This is a genomic window from Pelagibius sp., from assembly GCF_965249265.1.
Taxonomy (GTDB): domain Bacteria; phylum Pseudomonadota; class Alphaproteobacteria; order Kiloniellales; family Kiloniellaceae; genus Pelagibius.
The window spans coordinates 4483240-4506328 of the sequence record NZ_OZ252224.1 but is presented as its reverse complement, the minus strand read 5'-3'; the positions used below and the strand labels follow the sequence as shown (position 1 = coordinate 4506328).

At 60.2% G+C, this 23089-nt stretch carries 18 protein-coding genes; 15 read left to right on the top strand and 3 right to left on the bottom strand.

Annotated features, from left to right (window positions below):
- The first annotated feature begins 160 nt into the window (after window positions 1-160).
- From ACP146_RS21030 to ACP146_RS21020, 3 genes are all read left to right on the top strand, one after another.
- The gene (locus ACP146_RS21030) at window positions 161-2263 is read left to right on the top strand and encodes a hydantoinase/oxoprolinase family protein (RefSeq protein WP_422368718.1); all 2103 of its coding nucleotides are present in this window, start codon (window positions 161-163) and stop codon (window positions 2261-2263) included.
- A complete protein-coding gene (locus tag ACP146_RS21025) occupies window positions 2260-3897 on the top strand; it encodes a hydantoinase B/oxoprolinase family protein (protein ID WP_422368717.1) in 1638 nt (545 codons plus the stop codon). Before ACP146_RS21030 ends, ACP146_RS21025 begins: the two co-directional genes overlap by 4 nt.
- Window positions 3898-4108: 211 nt before the next feature.
- A complete protein-coding gene (locus ACP146_RS21020; RefSeq protein WP_422368716.1) occupies window positions 4109-5038 on the top strand; it encodes a LysR substrate-binding domain-containing protein in 930 nt (309 codons plus the stop codon).
- 825 nt (window positions 5039-5863) lie between these two features.
- Here the strand turns inward: ACP146_RS21020 and ACP146_RS21015 are convergent.
- Window positions 5864-6730 carry a LysR substrate-binding domain-containing protein gene (locus tag ACP146_RS21015; protein WP_422368715.1) on the bottom strand — a complete coding sequence of 289 codons (867 nt, stop codon included), beginning with the start codon at window positions 6728-6730 and terminating at the stop codon, window positions 5864-5866.
- A gap of 146 nt (window positions 6731-6876) precedes the next feature.
- On the opposite strand from ACP146_RS21015, the gene ACP146_RS21010 reads away from it, so the two are divergent.
- Together ACP146_RS21010 and ACP146_RS21005 are read left to right on the top strand one after the other, a co-directional pair.
- Window positions 6877-7953, top strand: a complete 1077-nt coding sequence (locus tag ACP146_RS21010) for an NAD(P)H-dependent flavin oxidoreductase (RefSeq protein ID WP_422368714.1) — start codon at window positions 6877-6879, stop codon at window positions 7951-7953.
- Window positions 7954-8046: 93 nt separating this feature from the next.
- Window positions 8047-8691: a glutathione S-transferase family protein gene (locus ACP146_RS21005; protein ID WP_422368713.1), complete on the top strand. Its 645-nt coding sequence runs from the start codon at window positions 8047-8049 to the stop codon at window positions 8689-8691.
- 391 nt (window positions 8692-9082) lie between these two features.
- Here the strand turns inward: ACP146_RS21005 and ACP146_RS21000 are convergent, their stop codons facing one another.
- Complete coding sequence (locus ACP146_RS21000; protein WP_422368712.1) at window positions 9083-10030, bottom strand: SMP-30/gluconolactonase/LRE family protein; 948 nt, start codon at window positions 10028-10030, stop codon at window positions 9083-9085.
- Window positions 10031-10074: 44 nt separating this feature from the next.
- Window positions 10075-11346, bottom strand: coding sequence for a pyridoxal phosphate-dependent decarboxylase family protein (locus ACP146_RS20995; protein WP_422368711.1), 1272 nt, complete (start codon window positions 11344-11346; stop codon window positions 10075-10077).
- 355 nt (window positions 11347-11701) lie between these two features.
- On the opposite strand from ACP146_RS20995, the gene ACP146_RS20990 reads away from it, so the two are divergent.
- The 10 genes from ACP146_RS20990 to ACP146_RS20945 all read left to right on the top strand — a co-directional run bounded on the left by ACP146_RS20990 (window position 11702) and on the right by ACP146_RS20945 (window position 23034).
- A complete protein-coding gene (locus ACP146_RS20990; protein ID WP_422368710.1) occupies window positions 11702-12898 on the top strand; it encodes an ABC transporter ATP-binding protein in 1197 nt (398 codons plus the stop codon).
- On the top strand, window positions 12895-13797 hold the full coding sequence (locus ACP146_RS20985; protein ID WP_422368709.1) for an ABC transporter permease: 903 nt from the start codon (window positions 12895-12897) through the stop codon (window positions 13795-13797). The genes ACP146_RS20990 and ACP146_RS20985 overlap by 4 nt, the downstream gene beginning before the upstream one ends.
- Window positions 13794-14645: an ABC transporter permease gene (locus ACP146_RS20980; protein ID WP_422368708.1), complete on the top strand. Its 852-nt coding sequence runs from the start codon at window positions 13794-13796 to the stop codon at window positions 14643-14645. The genes ACP146_RS20985 and ACP146_RS20980 overlap by 4 nt, the downstream gene beginning before the upstream one ends.
- Window positions 14646-14672: 27 nt before the next feature.
- Complete coding sequence (locus ACP146_RS20975) at window positions 14673-15728, top strand: ABC transporter substrate-binding protein (RefSeq protein ID WP_422368707.1); 1056 nt, start codon at window positions 14673-14675, stop codon at window positions 15726-15728.
- A 32-nt stretch (window positions 15729-15760) separates the two neighbouring features.
- Complete coding sequence (locus ACP146_RS20970; RefSeq protein ID WP_422368706.1) at window positions 15761-16486, top strand: GntR family transcriptional regulator; 726 nt, start codon at window positions 15761-15763, stop codon at window positions 16484-16486.
- Window positions 16487-16497: 11 nt separating this feature from the next.
- A complete protein-coding gene (locus tag ACP146_RS20965; RefSeq protein ID WP_422368705.1) occupies window positions 16498-17961 on the top strand; it encodes an amidase in 1464 nt (487 codons plus the stop codon).
- 645 nt (window positions 17962-18606) lie between these two features.
- On the top strand, window positions 18607-19290 hold the full coding sequence (locus tag ACP146_RS20960) for a GntR family transcriptional regulator (protein ID WP_422368704.1): 684 nt from the start codon (window positions 18607-18609) through the stop codon (window positions 19288-19290).
- Between the two features lie 72 nt (window positions 19291-19362).
- Complete coding sequence (locus tag ACP146_RS20955; protein WP_422368703.1) at window positions 19363-21057, top strand: acetolactate synthase catalytic subunit; 1695 nt, start codon at window positions 19363-19365, stop codon at window positions 21055-21057.
- 2 nt (window positions 21058-21059) lie between these two features.
- Complete coding sequence (locus tag ACP146_RS20950) at window positions 21060-22556, top strand: tripartite tricarboxylate transporter permease (RefSeq protein WP_422369679.1); 1497 nt, start codon at window positions 21060-21062, stop codon at window positions 22554-22556.
- A 16-nt stretch (window positions 22557-22572) separates the two neighbouring features.
- Window positions 22573-23034: a tripartite tricarboxylate transporter TctB family protein gene (locus tag ACP146_RS20945; protein WP_422368702.1), complete on the top strand. Its 462-nt coding sequence runs from the start codon at window positions 22573-22575 to the stop codon at window positions 23032-23034.
- Window positions 23035-23089 lie beyond the last annotated feature (55 nt).

The window sequence follows — 23089 nt, the reverse complement described above, 5'->3', positions numbered from 1 at the left end:
GGATATGAATTCAACTCGGAGTGCCGGAAGACGTAATTTATGCGATTTACGCATATACACGATCCATTTTTACATTTTAGAACAGTTGCGAAGTTTTTTAGCTTTCGGTGCGCGGCGGGCGCTGCCCGCCTTTGAATACGGATGAATGAACAGATTGCCAATGAGCGCTTTAACGGGCCCAGCGGCCTTGGCGGCCGACATCGGCGGCACCTTTACCGATATTGTGTTGGAACGCGATGCATCGCGTTGGTCGCACAAGCTCTTGACCACTCACAACGCCCCTGAACAGGCCTTGCTGGCTGGCGTCAAACTGGTGCTTGATGAAGCCGGGATAGAGGCGTCAGAGGTCAGTCGCTTCGTTCATGGCACGACGTTGGCCACAAATGCGGTGCTCGAGCGAAAAGGTGCCGAGACAGCCCTCATAACGACCGAAGGTTTCCGCGATATTCTCGAGATTGGCTACGAGGGCCGCCACGATCCGATGGATCTCAACATCGTCAAGCAACGGCCGCTGATCGAACGCGAATTCCGCTTTACCGTTCAGGAGCGCCTCTCGGCGAAAGGCGACATATTACGGGACCTCGATGAGGCTCGCCTCAGCGATATTGCGCGAACGCTCAAAGCAAAAGCCGTAGAGAGTGTCGCTATTGCCTTCCTGCATTCCTATGTCACCCCTAGCCATGAACGTCGCGCCCGCGAGGTTATCCAGAAGCACATTCCTGACGCACCGATTTGCCTGTCGAGTGAGATATGCCCTGAGATACGAGAGTTCGAGCGGGTATCCACCACCTGCACGAACGCCTATATCCAACCGCTTGTCTCGGCCTATCTGACAAGACTCCAAAACGAGTTGAGTGCGCTGGGCTTTCACTGTCCGCTCTTGCTGATGGCCTCTAGCGGTGGCGTCATTCCGGTCAGCTACGCGCTTGAAGCACCCATTCGCCTTATCGAATCGGGTCCCGCCGGCGGCGCCGTCCTCTCTGCCGCTGTGGCTTCCGAACTGTCTGAAGACCGCGTGTTGTCCTTTGACATGGGTGGCACAACGGCAAAGGTGTGTTTCATTCAGGATGGGGCGCCACAGGTCTCCAGACTGTTCGAAGTCGACCGCGCTGCTCGTTTTATGAAGGGGAGCGGACTGCCGCTGCGTGTGCCCGTTGTTGAATTGGTCGAGATCGGTGCCGGCGGCGGCTCCATCGCCTCAATCGACGCGCTACAGCGTATCGCCGTCGGGCCTCATAGCGCAGGGTCCGAACCGGGGCCCGCTTGTTATGGCAGGGGCGGTGAGCGCCCGACAGTCACCGATGCGGACCTCCTGCTGGGTCGGATCGACCCCGATCGTTTCGCCGGCGGGAAGATCGTCCTTGATTTAGCCGCGAGTTGTGCGGCGATGCGCTCCGAAATCTGTACTTCCCTAAAGATGGATCCGATCGAAGCGGCCTATGGAGTGAGCGAAATCGTTGATGAAACAATGGCCAATGCCGCAAGAGCTCACGGCGCGGAAATCGGCTGCGATCTTTCCAAGCATACCATGGTCGCGTTCGGTGGAGCGGCACCATTGCATGCCGCACGCATAGCGGAAAAACTTGGCGTCAATCGAATTGTTGTCCCCCAGGGTGCTGGCGTGGGTTCGGCAGTTGGCTTCTTGCGCGCGCCGATCGCCTACGACATTGCGGTGGCCCGCCCCATGCACCTTGATGCGTATGACCATGAGGTGATCGAAGAGCTCTTGATGGACATCGACGCCGCTGCCGTCGCAGTGATCAAATCGCTCGGAAACATTGACGGCATTGAACGTCAGTATTCAGCTGATTTGCGCTACATCGGGCAGGGTCACGAACTTGAGACACCCTTCGCCGATGGCAAACCAGATCCCGACGTTCTAAAAAGTGAATTCGAGAGGATTTATAAAGATCTGTTCGGACGTACGCTACCCGGTGCGCCAATCGAAGCGATCTCTTGGCGTATTCGTCTCTCCAAGCAGATTGAAGGTATCGTCAAAGATTCAGAAAGCAGCACCGAGAGCGAACCGAAAGTAAACATATCTTCAAGAACACGATGTGTTTACAGCCCAGACAATGGGCGCTCCATTGAGAACCCCGTTCATGAGCGCGACCAACTGTCCACGATATCCCGGATTGTAGGGCCTGCATTGATTGTCGAGCCGCAAACGACAACGATCGTGCCGCCATCATTTTCTGCGTCACTCCATCCGTCGGGCCATCTCATTCTCGAGCGTGTTCCGTTGCCTGAGGGGACGTCATGAGCGGGAAGTCGATCGTTCAGACTCAAGTTATGTGGGATCGGCTCATCGCGCTCGTCGAAGACCAGGCCAGCACGCTCATGCGAACGGCTTTCAGTCCAATTGTGCGAGAATCGGGCGACCTATCGGCTGGCATATTTGACACGCAGGGGCGGATGCTGGCCCAAGCGCGTACCGGAACGCCTGGACACATTAATACAATGGCTGCTTCGGTGGGGCAGTTCCTCGAAGTGTTCCCGACGCAAACTATCCGGCCTGGCGACGTTTTCGTGACGAACGATCCTTGGGCAGGAGCAGGTCACTTGAACGACTTTGTCGTCGTGACGCCTGCTTTCTTCGACGGAAAGCTGGTCGCACTCTTTGCCTGCACCGGTCATATGACCGATGTAGGCGGTATCGGACTGAGCCCCGAAGCCGCAGACCTGTTTGCCGAAGGAACTCGCATCCCAATTTCTAAATTAGCTGACCAAGGAAAACTCAACGAAACGCTCATCGAGATCGCCAAGGCGAACTCGCGCCTGCCGTTCGAACTTGAGGGTGACATTTACGCCCTGATGGCTTCAAACGATGTAGGTGTCCAACGCTTGGCTGACCTGCTAAGCGAAGTCGAACAATCCAATATTGTCGCCCTTGCTGACCATATCGTCGAGAGCTCGCGCCGTGCCGTAGAGGCGAAGCTTGCTGCCCTGCCAAATACCAACGTTAGTTATCGTATGATGGTAGACGGCTTCGAAGAACCCATCGAACTGGTTGCCGAGCTTAGCGTCGCAGGATCCCGAGTCCGTGTTGACTGGACAGGTTCGTCAGCTGCATGCAAGAGAGGAATCAACGTGCCCCTTGGGTATGCTGCCGCTTATACGAGCTATGCTCTCGCTTGCGCGATCGCGCCGGATGTTCCGAACAACCACGGCACCTTGTCCGTGTTCGAAGTGACGGCACCAGCCGGATCGATCCTCGACGCCAGATTTCCACAACCGGTTTCTTGCCGGCACATTGTCGGTGGGCTTCTGCCTGACGTTGTGCTGGGCTGCATTGATCAGATCATCCCGGGCATAGTGCCGGCGGAAAGCGCTTCGGCTCTGTGGACGCTGACATTCCGAGGAGGATCGACCGCCGAGCCGTTTGCCATATCGATCGTCACCAATGGCGGTACCGGTGCCCGTCCAACGCTTGATGGTCTGTCGGCGACCTCCTTTCCGAGCGCTGTGCGCGGAACGCCTGTGGAAATGGTAGAGGCATCGACGCCGCTCATCTTCTGGCGCCGTGAGTTGCGCCCGGACTCCGGTGGAACCGGTCGTCACCGCGGCGGGCTCGGCCAGGAGATGGAGATCGGCACCCTCGATGGCAATCCATTCACGATTGTCGCAGCGTTTGACCGGATCAAGAATCCGGCACGCGGGCGTTCGTCAGGGGGCAAAGGTGCGCCTGGCGAACTCCACGTATCCGACGGCACAATACTATCCGGAAAGGGAGCTCACGTAATCGATCCGGACAATCGGCTTCGGGTTCGCACGCCGGGCGGTGGTGGCTATGGCCCCCCGGAGGAACGGCACGCAGAGGAGCGATCCAGTGACTTGTCTGCGGGCTACGTAACGACCGGCGAAATAGATAAGGAAGGCGCCAAGTCGAATCGATAGTTATGGCCGTTATTTCTATGCTTTGCAGGTCGACGCTTAGCACACCCTTACCGATCCACATTGTCGACTACTTATCGGATAACATTGCTCTTACCGTTAAAGCAGTCGCCTTTACTTCCATTGCATTGACAAACTGGCATTGTTCCTGATTGATCGTCTCTCCGGGCTTTAAGCATTGTATTTCTACCAAGTCCGGAGGGAGCCCAGTCGAATGCGGTTGATGTGGTTACAGGCGTTTCGCGCAGTCATGCAAACTGGCACCGTCACAGGTGCCGCGGAGCTCATGCTGCGCACCCAACCTCAAGTGAGCCGCATGATCACAAGCCTCGAAAAATCGGTTGGCCTAAAGTTGTTCGATCGCATGGGTCGTAAGCTAGTGCCGACAGAGCAGGCCCTCGAATTTTTGGCTTATATCGAGCCGACCCTGCAAAGTCTGGATGGCGTTCAAAATGCCGCCGCGGACATTAAGGCACAGCGCTCGCGCCCTCTGGTCGTCTCGGTTGAACCGTTTTTGATGCATGCTTTGGTGCCACATGCCGTTGAAACAGCAAGCCGTCTAGAGTCAGCAAAATACGCGATCGACCTATGTGTCCGCGGCCTGGGTTTGTGGATGTCAAAGAAGAGCGCGGACATAGGCGTTGTCGCCTTACCCTTCGCGCAGTCGGACATGGTCCGGATTCCCTTTGCGCAGGTGCGTGTGGTCGCTGCCCTACCTGCGGACCACCGCCTTGCTAAGAATAGTGTCATCAACCTCACGGATTTGCGCCATGAAGCATTTATCGCGTTTCGTTCGACAACTCTGCTGCGTGCGCAAGTGGATATGATCGCGGCAAAGTCCGGCGTGATCCTCAGACCTAACTTCGAAGTGAGCACTGGCATCCTAGCTTGCGAACTGGTTTCGCGCGGTTTGGGGATCACGTTGTCCGACCCAATCGTCGCGACCTCGTTCGCAGACCGAGGCGTTGTGGTTCGGCCGATCTCGGAGCCGCTTGAGTTGACCTATGGTTTTCTCAAACCCACGCCAACACTTTCCGAAGACCAAACTACAGTCTTCATGAAGGCAATTGCCGATACCGCCATGGAGCTCGGCGCGCCCTATCTCCAACTTCATCCAGACTGGTTGCGAATATGTGACCGATGACGCTTGAGAGGAGGCGGCGTACAGCGTGCTTAGAGAAAGGATGCTTTCTGACCTGAAAACCGACGCTGCCTGAATTAACTATGGAAGACCGTACTTGGTCGGTAGTGGTCAAATCGAGAGGAAACCGGGTACCGTTGAGTTTAAGGGGATAGTTAGTTCTGCGTCGAGAAATGGCTATTTGTTCTGACTATAGTTCATATTTTGCATCGGCTAAGAGAAGTAGCGGCAATCGGTGATGCCTTACGAAACTGAATTTGGCTGGGTTTTTGGACACTTGGCGATCATCAGATTGGTATTGTAAGCGAATGTCGGTCTCGGTGGTTGCGAGCCTGGGATTTTAGGGATGTACATACCATCTCATATTTGAATGCCCCTCCGCCCAATCAGACAAACTCTCGACTAGTGCTGTCAATTTGAGGTGGTTGCGGGCCCCCGCAACCACTGAAACCGATAATATCGCCCAGAATCGGGTGAAATCAGGGTAAATCGGAAGACATGGGGTGCCTGAAAGATCCGCAAGAGGATGTGCGCCGGGCCCCCCGCAACCAATCGAAACACCCGCCAACTATTTGAATTGGCAGGTGTTTCGATTCTGGATGCTCGCGCCGACGCCAAGCGTCCAGGTACCATATGGGTACCGCCAGAAATCAAGCTTGAGCAAAAGCCCGAGCGTTGGAGACGCAGCCATATTTCTTTGTGGCACAACTCAGCCATTGACGTTCGCCCATGCGAGTGCCGGCAAACGCAGGAGGAAGCCAACCTTAATGACGAGACCGGCGCTGCGGCCTTGGCCTAAGTCGGCACCTCGATAGAGCGGATCCAGATTCAGATCGCAGGTAGCAGTTCCTTGAGGGCGTCCAACTTTGTGGATCGATAATCGACGCGCCAAGCCAGCAGTGTCTTTACGCGCGAGACGTTATCGGGCAGCGGGTAGAGGCGAAAACGCCCTTTTGTCGAAACCATCTCCAGGACCGAGCGCGGGACGACGGCGAAGCCAGTGCCAGCCGAAACGCAGGCGAGCATGGCGAGATAAGATCCGACGGAGAGGACACCTCCGGGAACGATTTCAGAGCCCAAAAGCCATTCCTCGAGATAGCGCCGATAGGCGCAGCCCGGCTCGAAGGCGACCACGGTCCTGCCGCTGATCTCACGCGTGTTCTCCAGTGGCGGAAAGGACTGCGGTACGACCAGCATCAACTCCTCCTCGAACACGGCCTCGGTGATGAGAGACTCGAAGGACACAGGCTCGGCGACAAAGGCGACCTCGATCTCGTGGTCGAGCAGTCGTTCCATCAGACCGCCGGCTGTGTCCGTCTCCAGCTCTATCTCCACCTGTGGATGGAGTTGATGGTAGCACGCGAGAATTTCCGGCAACCGGGCGGCGGCTGTGCTTTCCATGGTGCCGATGCGAAAGACTCCGCGCGGCTTGCCCTCTTTCATCGCCTCTGAGGTCTCCGCCGACAACTGCAAGAGCCGTTGAGCATAGGTGAGCAAGAGCTCACCGTCGGGCGTCAAGGTCAGGCCTCTGCTCTGACGCAGGAAGAGTTTCTTCTCGAAGAGTTCTTCAAGCTGTTTGATTCGTGTGCTGATGCTCGATTGCACGCGGTTTAGCTTCATCGCGGCCCTGGAAACACTTCCCTCGATTGCCACTGCGCGAAAGATCTCCAGCGATCTCAGGTCTAGGCCGTTCACGGCGAGCTTCTCCTTCTGATATCTCTTTTTGAGAAATCACAATTCACATTAATTCACTTTTCTGAAATTCACCAAGGGATACGATGTCACAGGCCTCCTGTCTTTGGAGGCCGTCCAACTGTAAAGCCCTATGAAGGAAGATAAGGGTGCGCCTTCAAACCGCACTTGCCAGACGGCTTGGCATCGAGCTGCCGATCCTGCAAGCGCCGATGGCCGGAGGCGGTGACACCCCTGCGCTGGTTGGCGCGGTATGCGATGCCGATGGTTTTGGGTCCATCGGTGCCGCTTATCTGACCCCGCAACAGATCGCCGAGACCTCCCGAAAGGTCCGAGAAAGAACCAATCGACCCTTTGGAATCAATTTGTTCGCTCCGGGCGAGGTTCCCGTTCTGCCGACGGATCCGAGCGTTGCCATCGAGAGAGTCTCGCCGTTCTTCATGGAGCTAGGCCTCGACCAACCCTCCGTGCCGTCCTCCATCGCCTCCTCCTTTGACGAGCAGTTCGAGACCGCTCTTGAGAGTGGCGCCAGCGTTTTCAGTTTTACTCTGGGAATTGTGCCGCAGCCCGTGATTGAGGCCGCAAAATCGCGTGGGATGTTTGTCGTGGGAACTGCAACCACTGTAGAAGAAGCCGTTGAACTCGAAGCCGCTGGTGTAGACGCTATTGTCGCTCAGGGTGCAGAGGCGGGCGGCCATCGGGCAACGTTCACCGGCGATTTCGATGCTGGTCTCATTGGAGTGATGTCGCTGGTTCCGCAAGTTGTCGACGCCGTCTCCGTCCCGGTCATTGCGTCGGGCGGTATCATGGATGGCCGGGGATTGGCCGCCGCATTGGTTCTCGGGGCGCAGGCGGTCCAGCTCGGTACTGCATTTCTGGCCACGGACGAAGCGGGCGTGCCGAGTGCTTACAAGGACGCCGTCCTCGGCGCGGCGGCAACTCAGACCCGTATCACAAGAGCGTTTTCGGGGCGGCCGGCTCGCGGGCTCACGAACCGCTTCATGGTCGCCATCGAGAGTGCACCGGAGCCGGACGCCGTACTCCCGTTTCCTTACCAAAATGCACTGACGAGGCCCTTGCGCGCCGCGGCCGCAAAGCAGGCGCGTTCGGACTGCTTGTCGCTGTGGGCTGGTCAAGGCGTAGCAATGTCACAGCGAGGTCCCGCGGCCGACCTTGTGCGATCAATCGCCGACGACGCAAGGGAGGCCCTCGCCGCACTTGAATGAGGGTTCGCCAGAGAATCCATTGTGCATCGTCCGGTGATAGCGCCGGAGGTGTATTGTGAAGTACGCATTGAGTCGCCGCGGCAGGAGCAGCCGATGACAACCTACAGGCTTCACTATTTTCCGGAGTCGGGGAACAGCTACAAACTCGCGCTCATGCTGACCCTTTGCGGGCAAGACTTCGAGCCGATCTGGACCGACTTCGGCGGCGGCATCACGCGGATGGCGTCTTGGCGCGAGCGCGTCAACGAGATGGGTGAGATACCGGTTCTGGAAGTGGAGAGCCTGCGGCTCACGCAGACCGCACCGATCCTGCTTCGTTTGGCCGAGCGGTTTGGACGCTTCAGCGGGGCGAACCAGGACGAAGCATTTGAGATCCTGCGCTGGCTTTTCTGGGACAATCACAAACTTACCGGCTACATGGCAACATACCGCTTCCTACGCGCTTTCACGCCATCGCCCGATCCGTCAGTTCTTGCGTTCATGCGCAAAAGAATCGACGACTATCTGAGTATTGCCGAGCGGCATTTCCAAAGCCGATCATTCGTCGTCGGTGACCAATTCACTGTGGCCGACATCTCGATGATTGGCTACCTCTGCTTTCCGCCAGATGAAAGTGGATATGATCTTGCCGGGAGCCATCCTGCGGTGAGCGCCTGGATCGGCCGGGTCGCAGCCTTGCCCGGGTGGCGTCCTCCCTACGATCTGCTACCCGGAAAGCGCTTGCAGCGCTACAGATGAAAGAGACCAGCTAATGCCATCTTGCAGTGTTTCGGACTCGTAGAAGACTTGTGTGGTTACAAGACGCTGTGACTGACCATGGCAAACGATGGCGAGGTTTGCCATGTCTGCTGCGGTTAAATGACGTTCCTTGTCAGGTCAAGACCGACCGCGCTGATCGTCATAATGGATGGTCTCCTCAGAATGAAGTCGATGACAGCTCCATTATGGCGCCTGGACGCCTATCGACGGGGCCGTCCACACCATCAGTGCGCCTCCAAGCCTGCCGCCAAGCCGAAGGGCTGAGCGCGATTCAACGAAGCGGTTCACGATCCAGGTTGCGTGCCGCCGCTTTGAGACCGCATGATGGACGATATGGGCAAGCGTCAAATACCTGCTCGCAGCGCTTAGACTATCCAAAGGCAACATAGTTCAATGGCAATCCGGGCCTTGGCCAGGGCAGAGAAACCAGTTTGCCGCTGCCGGAAAGCGTGATGAAGGCAGTCTTGAGATCTCCGCCGCCAAAGCAGATGTTGGTGGGCAGAGGGTCCGGCAAAGCAACGAATTCGCATTGGGAGCCGTCTGGGGAAACGACGGTTATGCCTCCGGTGATCAGGGTGCCGATGCAGACTCTGCCGTCGGCTTCAACGGCAAGGGAATCGAAGATCTGGTAGCCAGCAAGGCCGATGACGAGGTCGCCACCGTTCGGTGAGGGCCATGGCTTCTTCCGGAGTTGCCCCGGCGCGATGATGTCGAAGGCCCAGAGCCGTGCGGTCTGGGATTCAGCGACGTATAGGCGCTTGCCGTCGGGCGAGAGTCCGATCCCATTGGGTGTGACCATGGGGAAGACGACGCGTTGGATGAAGCTGCCGTCGGCCTTGGCATAGTAGACCGCGCCACGGTCCATCTTACGCTCGCGATACTTGCCGAGATCGGTGAACCAGAACCCGCCCTCGCTATCGAATACGATGTCGTTGGGTCCGTTGAGGGGCCCGGCCGCGCTGCCGCTGCAGAGCAGCTCGACGGCACCGCTTGCCAGATCGACCCGCTCGATCCGACCCCCGCTGTAGGTCTGATCGCTGACGACGGGCGCCGGCCGCAGGATGCCCTGCTCTTCGATCCAATCGAAGCCACCGTTGTTGCAGATGTAGCCTCTGCCGTCGGGACCGATGGCGAGCCCGTTGGGGCCGCCGCCGGGCTTGGCGACCACAGTCGTCGTTCCGTCCGATGCGATCCGGGTCAGGGTTCCGCGAGCGATCTCCACAATCAGCAACGATCCATCCGGCATCGCCACCGGACCCTCCGGGAATCGCAGGCCCGAGGCGAGCTCGGTGATCTGTTCTGCGGACGCTTCAACCACGCAACGCTCAATATGCCGTGGTGTCGCCCGCGGGGCCGGCCGCGTCAATTGCCATAGCGGGCCGGCTCTGAGCTTCTTTCGAGTGTTCCGGCTTTCGCCTCCTCAAGCGTCGCCGCGAGATCTGCGGCGAAGGCATCTATGATGGCGCCGTGCCTGAAGTTCAGCAGCAGATTGATGCCCGGCGGATCGACCAGGGGGCCGAACTGCCAGCCCTTGGCCGCCATGGTATCGCGGAGTGCCGCCATGTCGAAGCTCCCGTCGCCGCCGAGGCCGACGATCCCGGCCACCGGGGAGCCAAGGATGTGAATGCCGTCCAACGCATCGATCATTGCCGCCAGGCGGCGCCTGATATCCAGGATCTCCTCCACGCGCTCGCAGTAACCTTTGTGGCCAAGGTAGTTCATTACCGCCCAGGCGGAGGCGACGGCGCCGCCAGGCCGGGAGCCGGCAATGGTCATAGTGATGAACTCGCCACTTGGCCAATCGTTGAACGAGAATCGCTGGAAGCGCGAGAGTTCCTGATCGCGCAGGAGCAGCAGCGAGGCGCCCCGGCTTGTGTAGCCGTACTTGTGCAGGTCGGCAGACATTGAAGTGACGTCGGCGAGGGAGAAGTCGAAATCGGGCACCCTTTCACCGAGGTCGCGGGCAAAGGGCAGGAAAAAGCCGCCAACGCAGGCATCGACGTGCAGCCAAAGGCGGTGTTCGCGCGCCAGGGCGGCCAGAGCGCCGATCGGATCGAGGCAGCCGATCGGATAGGCCGGTGCCGAGCCGACGATCATGATGGTGTTTTCGGTGATGGCATCGGACACGGCCACGGGGTCGGCGCGAAAGCCGGCGTCGGTGGCCACGCGCACGACGTGCAGACCAAGCATTTCCGCCGCCTTGTTGAAGGCGGCATGGCAGGTCCGGCCGACGATGATCTCACCGCGGCCCGGCACGGGACGCTCGCTCTGCGCCCAGTCCCGGGCGGTTTTGACCGCCAGAATGATACTCTCGGTTCCGCCTGACGTTACGGTGCCGCAGGCCCCCTCCGGTGCGTCGAACAACTCGAGTGCCATTCCGACGACCTCCTCGGCCATTGCCGGAAGGCTGGGATAGAGTAGGTTGCCGTAAAGGAGGTTGTCTCCCTGGAACAGTGAGTAGGCCTGCCAGGCGACGTCCGCCACGTCCTCGCCGGCGTTGTAGGAGGCCTTGAGGTTCCGCAGATCGTTCCAGTCCAGGTCGCCGGTCCGGCGCCGATGCAGATCCTTCCGCAAGGCCGTCCAGGAACGCCCCGTTCGGGCGAACTTTCGATTGCTTCCGATTGGATCTTCCAAAGCATCCTCTCCTGGTTTCCGCCCTGTTGGTTTTTGCCGGCGCTTGAGCCCGTGGTTCCGGCGGAATGCACGCTTGTCCGTGGGCGGTGAGAACTATTTGATATATCATCAGGAGATTGTCAACTCGCTTCCCCATACGGCCGAGAGCGCGATGCGCACTAGTTTCGTCTTAATAACCTATTATTCTGATAAAATGGGATTGACTGGCTCAGTCGTTTGAAATTCGATTCTAAGCGATTCTTTTTGATATAACAAAAATATTGCAAGAAGGAGCTGCGGATGCTAACGGAATGAGGCCTTTGCGCCGGGCGACCGGCGACTGTGGCGGCAAACGATAAAGACGTGCAGGAGAGGGATGGTGGAGACTCGGCCTTTGGCAGTGATCGAGGCGCAGGATCCGGGCGTTGGCACGGATCGCTCGGGCGAGGTCCGACCATCCGACAGTCCGGGTGCCCGTGTCGAGGTGCGCGACCTCTCCAAGCGCTTCGGTTCGGTGGTGGCAATCGACGACGTCTCGTTCGAAATGCATTCCGGGGAGTTCGTGGCCCTGCTTGGCCCCAGCGGGTCGGGCAAGACAACCGTGCTGATGAACATTGCTGGCTTCCAGCAGCCGAGCGCCGGACAGATTCTCGTCGGCGACCGCGATGTCGTGCCGCTGCCGGCGAACAAGCGCGGCATCGGGATGGTGTTTCAGAGGTACGCGCTGTTCCCCCATATGACGGTGGCCGAGAACATCGCATTTCCGCTCAAGATGCGGCGCTGGCCGAGGGCGCGCAGGGCAGCGGCTGTTGCAGAGGCGCTTTCGGTGGTCCGCCTCGGCGGCCTTGCCGAACGCATGCCGAGCCAATTGTCCGGCGGCCAGCAGCAAAGAGTCGCTCTTGCCCGCGCCATTGTCTTCGAACCGCCGCTGCTTCTGATGGACGAACCCCTCGGGGCGCTGGACAAGAAGCTGCGCGAGGAACTGCAAGTCGAAATCAAATCGTTGCAGCGACGCCTGGGGATCACCGTCCTGTTTGTCACCCATGACCAGGATGAGGCTCTCGCAATGTCGGACCGGATCGCGGTGATGAATGCGGGGCGCATCGAGCAGATCGGCAGCCCCGACACGCTCTATCAGCGACCCCGGACTCTCTTTGTCGCCGATTTTATGGGCGACTCGAATCTCTTTGAGGGTAGTGTCGAAAGCGTCGATCATGCCACGCAGACAATCACCGTCGGCTGTGCCGGACTCTCGCTACGGGGGGGTGCCGGGCAGACATCCGTCTTGGCCTTCAGGCCCGGCGATCCGGCCTGCATCATGGTTCGGCCCGAGAGCGTGGCGATCGCACCCAGCCTCAAAGGCGGCAAGACCGGCATCAGCGGCACTGTCGAGGCTGTAACCTTCAGCGGGGCCCGCCACTCCCTGCAGGTTCGGGTCAGCAACCGTGTCGTAAAGGTCCTTTCCCCAGTTGTTCCGGGCCGGTTGGAGCCCGGCGTTGGCGTCGGCGATCGCGTAAGACTGTCTTGGGAGCCCGGGGAAGCCGTCGCACTCCCTGGGATGGTATCGCCATGACGACCCCGCCTGCAGCCCGCCTCGGCGCGAGCGCCACACCGCCTTTGGGGTTGCAGCTCTTTAGCGGCGAACGCCACCTCACCGCTGCGATGAGCTGGCTGCTGCTGTCACCGGTGCTGGTCCTGTTTCTTGCCATCTTCGCCGTTCCGGTCTTGGGTATGGCGCGGTTCAGTCTCTTCGACCCCGATTTTACGTTCGAAAACTATAGACTGCTGTTTTCGGAACCGCTTTTCCTGCGGGTCATCTGGCGCACCCTTTGGATCAGCGCGGCCGTCGCTGCCATCACGCTACTGCTCGGCTACCCCGTTGCGGCGCTGATGGTGCGCCTGAGAGGCTGGAAGGCCTTTGCCATCGGTGCCTGCGTTCTTGTGCCGCTCTGGCTCAGCATCCTGGTGCGCTCCTATGCCTGGGTCGTGCTGCTCGCGCGCAATGGCATCGTCACATCCTTCCTGCGAGAGCTCGGCCTGATCGACGAGACGACGAAGCTGATGTTCACTGATGGCGCCGTCATCCTGGCGATGTCGCATGTCCTGCTGCCGTTCATGATCCTCCCGCTCTATGCATCGCTGAACGCCATTCCGAAGGACTTGGCACCGGCGGCGCATGGGCTCGGTGCATCCCACATGGAGGCATTCTTTCGCGTCACCCTGCAGTTGAGCATGCCCGGGGTCTTCGCGGGGTTGGTCCTGGTCTTCGTTCTCTCCCTCGGCTTCTTCGTGACGCCCCAGCTCGTCGGCGGCCCCAACTCCATGATGGCCTCGATGCTCATCAGCCGCGAAGCGACCTACGGCGACAACTGGGGGCTCGCCTCGTCCCTCTCCACGGTCCTTTTCGTCTGCGCCCTCTGTGTCGTCGCCGTGGTAGCCCGTTTCACGGCTTCGCGGGAGGCCCTCCGGTGACGCGGTGGCCCAATATTCAGCGGTTTCGTGTGGCAGCCATCGTCTATGGTTTTGCGGTTGTGGTGCTGCTGTTCCTGGTCCTGCCGGTACTCATCGTCATTCCGATGAGCTTTTCCGACACCAACTACCTGACTTTTCCGCCCAAGGGTTTCACCTGGCGGTGGTACGAGGAGATCTTCACGGAAAGCACATGGACCAAGCCGGCCTGGCTCAGCATCCGCATAGCCGTGCTAACGGCGGCTTTCTCGACCTTGATCGGAACCGCCGCCGCTTTCGCGATCGTTCGAGGCAGGTTCAGGGGTAAGTCGGTTGTTCGCCTGTTCATCGTTTCCCCCATCATCGCGCCGAACATCGTCGTCGCGATCGCTGTCTTCTTTGCCTTCGTCCAGTTGCGACTCATCGGAACGACCCTCGGCTTCGTTCTGGCGCATTCGATCCTCTGTGTCCCCTTTGTTGTCCTGACCGTGGGCGCCGCGCTCGAGCGCTTCGATACGGACCTGGAACTCGCGGCCCTGGGTCTGGGCGCCAGCCGACTGGCAGTTTTCCGCTATGTGACCTTGCCGATCATCCTGCCGGGTGTTGCCGGCGGCGCGGCCTTCTCCTTCCTGATCTCTTTCGATGAACCGGTGATCAGCTACTTCGTGTCCAGCGTCCGCCAGGCGACGTTGCCGAGGGTCGTTTTTCAGAACATTGAGACCAGCGTTGAGCCGAACGTGGCGGCGGTCTCCACCGTCCTGCTCGTCGTCTCCGCGAGCATCGTCGTCCTGGGCATGGTTCTGCGGCGAGACGCGGGCAGTCTGTTTCCGGGCCCGGCAAAGCAGACAGACCCGAAACAAAGAGTGAAGTAACAACGAAGAACCATAAGGGAGGTGAAGATGAAAAGTTGGAGAAAGCGATTGACCGCCGCGGCGATTGCTTGCGCGGCCACCTGGGTTTCGCCGCAGGCTGCGACGGCTGAAGAGTTGGTGGTCGTCGCCACGGGCGGCGGATTTGGCGATGCACTGAAGAAGCACTTCTATGATCCCTTCACGGCGGCGACGGGCATCGAGATCATCATGGTCCCGGCAGCCGCCAGCGAGCAGAACGCCAAGCTGCGGGCCATGCGCAAGGCCGAAAATGTCGAATATGACGTCTTGACCACCACGGCGATGTCGGTGATCGCCGACAGCGATGTCTATGCCGAATTGGATTGCGCGAGAATTCCCAATGCGCAGGCCTTCGGCGTGGAGGGCACCTGCGGAGCCAAGAGCCTGCTTCGGACCGTGGGCGCCATTATGATCGCCTACAAGGAGTCGGCCTTCCCGAACGGCGGGCCGCAGAACTGGGCGGAGTTCTGGGATGTCGAGGCCTTTCCGGGCCGGCGCTGTCTTCCGGGCGGCTCGCTTGAGAATCACATGCCGTTCCTGGCGGCTCTCCTAGCCGACCGGGTGACGCCGGAGAACCTCTACCCGATCGACTATGGCCGTGCTCTCAAGAAGCTGAATGAGCTAAAGCCCCATGTGGCGGCCTACTGGACCAGTTACTCCCAGAGCCAGCAGTTTCTGAGGGACGGTGAGTGTGTCCTCTCCATGATGCTGAACGGCCGGGCCCTTTCCTTGCGAAAGGAGGGTTTTCCCCTGAAGATCGTATGGAATGAAGCGCTTACCTACGCCGCCGGCTGGGGGATCGCCGAGGGCGCGCCGAACGAAGACGCTGCATATAAGTTCCTGGACTTCTGGATGAAAGACCCAAAGGCACATCTGGCTTTCTACCAGACCTTCTTCTATGCCACTGCACACAAGGACGTGGTGGCCCTTATGAACGAGGCCGATCTCGCTTTGTACTATGCAAAGCCGGAGAACCTTGCGGGCCAAGTCCCGATCAATGCCGAATGGATCGGCAATCACAGGAACGAGATCGCCAGAATCTATGCGAACTTTCTCGCCCAATAAAATACGGACCATCAACCAAAGAAAGCCGATACGTGCCCAAACTCTCGAATGTCGTCGAGCTGCCGTCGTTTCTTGAAACCGAAACGCTGTCCGACCGCGTATACCGTCAGCTGCGGCGGGCACTAAAGTCGGGTGCCTACCGGCCAGGTGAGAAGATCACCACTAGGGCCGTCGCTTCCGCGCTGAATGTCAGCCTGACACCGGTTCGCGAAGCGATGGCCCGCTTGGTCTCCGAGGGCGGTCTGTCGATGGTCGGCCCCAAAACAGTGGTCGTACCGCGACTGTCGCCCGAGGATTACGAAGAAATATTCTCGGTCCGCTTCGCCTTGGAAGGTATGGCCGCCGAGATGGCGGCGGCCCGCGCGGATGCCAGCTTCATCGATGAGCTGGAGGCCATTCACCTGGCTTTTGCTGCACGCCGGGCGGCGGGGGATTTCGCGGCCGCGCTTGAACTGAACGAGAAGTTTCATTTCACGCTTTACCGCCACTCGCGGCAACCCCGGATCGTCGGTATCATCGAGAGCCTTTGGGTCCCCTTCGGCCCTTCGCTCAGCCTGATCTATCCGAAGTTCGGGTCAAGCGAAGACGGGATCAAACCCCACAGCGATGTGATTTCGGCACTGAGACGCGGCAGTCCGGGTAAGGTCCGCGCTGCGATCGAGAACGATCTGACCGTCGGTCGGGCAAAGATCCTTCCCTTGCTGACCGCACTCGATACCTCTTCGGACCGTCACCGGACCAAACCGCGAAAGGACTAGAGCCGCGGCCCATGTCGGACGAAATCGCGCTTCTTCCTGCAACCGAACTCCTGGCCCGTTATCGCGCCAAGACCCTTTCGCCCGTCGAGGCCGTCGAGGCCAGTCTGGCCCGGACCGAGCGCTACGATGCCACGCTCAACGCGTTTCGGGTCGTGGAGCCGGATGAAGCTCTTGCCGCGGCGCGGGAATCGGAAGCGCGCTGGATGCGCGGCGAGCCGCTGGGTTTGCTCGATGGCGTGCCGACCTCGATAAAGGACAGTCATGACGTCAAAGGATGGACCACGCTCCACGGTTCGCTAACGATGCAAGACACGCAGCCGGCCGGCAGCGACACGCCTCATGTCGCCCGCTTGCGGGAGCATGGCGCGATCTTCCTCGGCAAGACCACTCTTTGCGAGTTCGGCTGGAAGTGCGTGACCGACAGCCCACTCACCGGCGTTACCCGCAATCCCTGGAACCACGAGAAGACAGCATCGGGCAGCAGTGGCGGTGCCGCCGTTGCCGCGGCCATGGGTATGGCGGCGATCAATATGGGCGGCGACGGTGGCGGATCGATCCGGGCGCCGGCCGCCTTTTGCGGCGTCTTCGGCATCAAGCCCACCTATGGCCGTGTGCCCCGCTTCCCGGCGGAGTCCTTCGTCGCCTGTGCTCACTTCGGGCCGCTGACAAGGACCGTAGGCGATGCCGCTCTCGCCATGACCGTCATCACCGGGCCGGATCACCGCGATGCCTTTGCGCTGCCCTATGATGGCCGCGACTACAGCACCGGGCTGGACAGCAGAGTCAAGGGGCTGCGCATCGCCTACAGCGCGGATCTGGGATATCTGAACGTCGATCCCGAGGTCGCGGCAACCGTAGGCAAGGCCGTCAGAGTGTTCGAGGATCTGGGCGCCATCGTCGAGGAGGCGGATCCCGGCCTGGGCGACACATTCGAAGCCTACAAGGTGATGAACTCCGCCTACCAGGTTCCGAAAATCCACGGCAAGACCGCAGAGCAGATCGCCATGATGGACCCGGTCCTGATCGCGAACGCCCGAATTGGCGAAACGCTCTCCGCCTTCGACCTCTTGGAGGCCGGCAAGGTGCGGGCCGACATGGCCTTCAAGATGGCAGAGTTTCATCAGCGCCATGACCTTCTGGTCACGCCAACGCTGTCGGTGCCCGCTTTCGAGGTAGGGCGCAACAACCCCTCAATGCTCGAGGAAGTCAGCAGCGCCGAGGACCGGCTCTATTGCCTCTTCAACCATTTTCTCTACCAGGTCAACTACACCCACCAGCCTGCCGCAAGCCTACCTTGCGGCTTTACCCACGACGGGCTGCCGGTCGGACTCCAGATCATCGGCCCCCGCTTTTCGGACCACGTCGTCCTCGCAGCCAGCCGTGCTTTCGAAACAATCGCTCCCTTCAGGATGCCTGGTCCCCCGCAGTTGGACTGCGTCAACGCAAATGCACGGGACTCAGCGCAGCTTCCATAGGTACTGTTCTAAGTGCACCACTTTCTCTTGGTAGCTATTGCTAAGGCCACTCAGTGGCTCGACTTGGCCCATCATGCCGCAGTTTGAAAAAGGCCCTGCTGACATCGTTGGTCGCGGGCCTGGGATTCTACGGAGAAACGTACCATCTCATGTCTGGGCGCCTATCCGTCCAGTCGGACAAACTCTCGATTAGAGCTATCAATTTGAGGTGGTTGCGGGTCGCCGCAACCAAATCCGATAATATCGCCCAAAATCGGATGATATCAGGCCAAATCAGAAGAGATGGGGCGCCTGAAAGGTCCGCAAGAGGATGTGCGGCGGGGCCCCCGCAACCAGATCCAATCTGCGCCAAGGCAACTCAGTTAGATCAATAACGAACCACGGCGGGCCAAGGGCCTGCCTTTGTCGTTTGACCAGGAGTCAGCGGCTTAGCCCGCAGGTGCATATCAACCCGTAACCGACATCCGCCGGGCTTGCCGATGAAGCGCAACCACAGAGTCGCGTGGCTGGACCCGACAGCTCCCGCACCAAAGGATCATGGCGATGCCGAATTGCGCACCGCCAGAGTATGTCAATAAATCAACTGGCCGATAGTCATATATCCTATATGTTTTCGAGGGTGACGAACTGTAGTGTGAGACTAAAGTGAAAAAACTCGAAGACATGTCGTTGAGTGACCGGGCCTATGAGGCATTGCGGGAGGACATCATCGCCGGACGCTTCCAGCCGGGCAAGAAGATCACCATCGCCTCGCTGTCGAAGGAGTTCGGCGTAAGCCCGACACCGGTCCGCGAGGCGATCCGTCTGCTTCTGGCGCAGGGAGCGTTGGATCTCAAACCGAACCATTCTGTGACCGTTGTGGCCCTCACTGCCGACGAATACCGGGAAATTGCCCGGATTCGGATCGAGCTCGAGGGCATGGCCGCCGCCGAAGCGGCGATCCTGCGCACCGAAGCTCAAGCCAAGCGGCTTCGAAAAATCAATGACGACCTGGAGGCCGCCCGAGCCAAAGGCCGCTACGCCGATGTGCTGCGCCGGAACCGGGCGTTCCACTTCGCACTGCCGGAAATGGCCCGGCTGTCGACTCTAACCGACGTGTTGGAGATGCTCTGGCTGCGCTCCGGCCCGCTTCTCAACGTCCTCTACGACTACGACTACGACTACCGCTCGCCGCTCGGCGATCATCCCCACGAAGCGCTGGTAGACGCGATCGAGCGGCAAGACTCGGAAGTGGCGCGCGCGGCGATCCAGCGGGACATTCAGCTTGGAACCGAGGTTATCACGGCGCACCTCGATCGCTTGGAGGCGCCGGCCCGCAGCGCGTCTTAGCCCAGATCTGCCGCAGCATGGCCCTTGCTCAGGTCAAAAAATCATATATGATATATAAAAAATGGAGGTGATATGACGTCAGTTGCGGAGGCGATGGCCCGGTTTCTTGAGGCCCAGGGTGTAGAGTTGATCGTGGGTCAGAGCCTGCCTTCGGCGCTGCATCTGGCGGCTGAGGCGACGAATATGCGGCAGATCCATGTCCGCACGGAGAACGCGGGTACGGCTATCTGCGACGGCTACGCGCGACGGGCCGGGCGTGTCAGTGTGATTACAGCCCAGAACGGGCCTGCGGCGGCGCTGCTGGTTCCCGGATTGGCGGAGGCATTGAAGGCCTCCATTCCGATTGTCGCCATTGTCCAGGAAGTGGACGCCGCGCATCGCGAAAAGAACGCCTTTCAGGAATTCGATCACCACGGCCTTTTTACTGCCTGTGCCAAATGGGTGGGCCGCCTCGATCTTCCGGAGCGGGTTTATGATTTCGTCAACCTCGCCCTGACCCATGCTGTCAGCGGGCGCCCGGGGCCGACCGTACTTTTGGTTCCCGCTGGCGTGCTGCAGGAGCAGGCGCCACCGGCCCCGCAGCGTATCACGCCAAAAGCACGCTATCCGGTCGACCGGCCCGTCGCCTCGCCAATCGGTTTGTCTGAGGCGGCGCGCCTGCTGGCCGCGGCGGAACGCCCGCTGATCGTCGCCGGTGGGGGCGCACATAGCTCCGGTGCGGCGGCGGAACTTGCCAAGCTGCAGTCGGTCCATGGATTCCCCGTCGCCACGACGCTGATGGGCAAGGGGATCGTGCCCGAGGACCATCCCCTGTCGCCGGGTGTGATCGGATACCTGCTCGGCCGCGCCGCGCCAAACCGCGAGGTGCGGCGTTATGTGCAAACTGCGGATGTGGTGATGTTCGTCGGCGCCCGCACAAATCAGAACGGCACGGACGGCTGGCGGCTTTTCCCGGCCACTGCGCAGTTCGTCCACATCGATATCGACGGCACCGAAATCGGGCGCAACTATGACAGCTTGCGGCTTGTTGGCGACGCCAGAGAAACGCTGCGCGCGCTTGCATCGGAACTTGCGGATCTTGTCGGACCGGCCACTGGTGTCGAACGCGCGGCGCGCCTGCGCCCCCTCGTCCCCGAACGCCGACCCTTCGGCAAGTGTGTGCCCAACGACCCGCCTCAGGGAATGCGGCCGGAGCGGATCGTCGAGGCCATCATCCGCCTTGCGCCCGATGATACGACCTTCGTAGCCGATGCCAGCTACGCTTCTGCCTGGCTTTGCAGCTACGGTTTGGCAATCAAGCCCAGACAGCGCTTCGTGACGCCGCGCGGGCTCGCAGGTCTGGGCTGGGGATTGCCGCTCGCCTTGGGTGCAGCGCTGGCGCGGCCGGGCGCGCCTGTTATCGCACTGAGTGGTGATGGCGGCTTCGCCCATGTCTGGGGCGAGCTCGAGACCGCCGTACGCTATGCCTTGCCGGTGATCACCATCGTCCTGAAGAACGGTGTTCTCGGTTATCAGCGGGACGCCGAGATCGTGAAGTTCGGTCGCCATACCAGCGCCATCCCGATCGGTGAGATCGATCACGCCGCCATTGCCCGCGCCGTTGGCTGCGCCGGCCTGTCGGTCGAACGTCTTGAAGACCTAGAGCCGGCGCTTATGGAAGCGCTGGCCGCGAAGGGACCGGTCGTGGTGGATGCGCGTACCGATCCGGCCGCCTACCCGCCGGTCACGCTCTTGGATGCCTTGCCGACAGCGCAGGAGGTGGCGTGAGCATGGAGGCGGTTTTCGTCGCCGTTGCTCACGTCTTTGCACCGGAGAACCTGATCTTCCTGGTGGTCGGGGTCTGCGGCGGTGTTGTGCTTGGCGCGATCCCGGGCCTGTCGGCGACCATGGCCATCGCACTGATGATCCCCTTCACGCTGACTCTCGACCCTGTCGCTTCCCTGCTGATGATGACCGGTGCCTACAAGGGCGGGATATTCGGCGGTTCCATCTCGGCGATCCTGATGAGAGCGCCCGGAACCTCCGCTGCCGCCGCCACGGTGGAGGATGGTCAGGCGCTGGCCAAGGAGGGGAAAGGACTGAAAGCCCTCAAGGTCTCGTTGACCGCCTCCGTTGCCGGCGACACCTTCAGCGACATCGTTCTGATCATCAGTGCCGCCCAACTTGCCCGGGTGGCCTTGGAGTTCGGCCCGGTCGAATACACGGCGCTCACTGTCTTTGCCCTCACCGTGGTTGGGTCGGCCGCAGGCCGGTCTCTGGTAAAGGGGTTGATCGCCGCGGTCGCGGGTCTCTCGCTCGCCATGGTCGGCCTCGACCCGACAACAGGCATACCGCGGCTTGCCTTTGGCGAAATCCACCTCTACGGCGGCATCTCTTTGATCGCGATGCTGATCGGGCTGATGACGGTCGCTGAACTGCTGCGTCAGATTGAGGCACGGCGGGAGACGTCCAAGGCACATATCCCGCCACCGCGGAACCGTGACGACTCGCGGATTACCGGCGCGGATGCGCGGCTCATGGTGCGGCCGGTGATCGGCGGGTCGATCATCGGTACCATCATCGGTGTCATTCCGGGGCTCGGGCCGACGCTCGGTGCCTTTCTCGGTTACGACGCAGCCTGGCGACTTGCGAAGCGCCCCGAGAAGTTCGGCAAAGGCTCGGTGGAGGCTATCGCCGGCGCCGAATCCGGCAACAACGCGGTGAGCGGTGCCAACCTCATCCCGCTTCTGGGGCTGGGCATTCCCGGTGACATCGAAGCCGCCATCCTGATCGGCGCTTTTCTCATTCAGGGCTTGACCCCCGGTCCGCTGATTTTTCAGGAGTCGCCGGACGTCGTTTATGGCCTCTACGTCGGCCTGATCGTCGCCAACGCCGTTCTCCTGCTGGCCGGTTTCATGGCAATCGGGCTGTTTGTGCGTCTAGCCGGTTTGCGCACCGGGTTGCTGTTTCCGGTCGTTTTCGTATTCGCCATCGTCGGGACCTATGCTTTCCAGCAGAGCCTTTTCGATGTCGGAGTCACCTTCTTCTTTGGTGTCGTCGGCTATCTCATGGTCAAGGTCGACATCCCGCGCACAACCTTCCTGATCGGATTTATTCTTGGCCCGCTTCTGGAAGACAACTTCCGGCGATCTCTGCAACTCTCCAGCGGCGACTACGGCATCTTCCTTTCAAGCAGCCTCGGCAATGCGTTCTGGATTGCCGCCCTCGTCTCTGCCGGATGGGTGCTCTACCAGCGGCGCGCGGTACGCCGCCAAGAGCGGCGGTGAGGGGAGAGGGCGGGCGATGGCTTCGATTTCGCACAGAGGGTTTGAGACGATCGTCGCGCTCGCTGTGGGTGCGATGCCGCTGGTCCTCCTGGGCCTGATCTTTGACGTCCAGATCCCCGACAGCGCAGCCGATGACATCAGCGCCCGCATTTATCCTGACACACTGGCATGGGCTTGGTTTGGCCTTTCGGTGTTCCATATCATCGAGGCCCGTCTGCGCGCAAAGCCGGGTTTAGTCGTCATCTCTCGACAAGCCGCGCTGCGCAGCGCCGCAATCGTGGCGGTGGTCGCCATCGGTTACGTCCTGCTGAACCTTGTGGGCTATCTGGTTGGCGCCTGCTTCTACATTCTCTCTTTCACTTGGATCATGCGAGAGCGCGGTCGCGCCGCTTGGGTCACGGCCGTCGTCACGCCCATCGCCGTCTACCTGATCCTGGAGAGCCTGTTTGAGGTGCGCCTGCCTACGGTTCTCGATTGAGCGGTTGACGGCAATACGGCGGCATGCTTATCATATATGATATATAATATTGAGA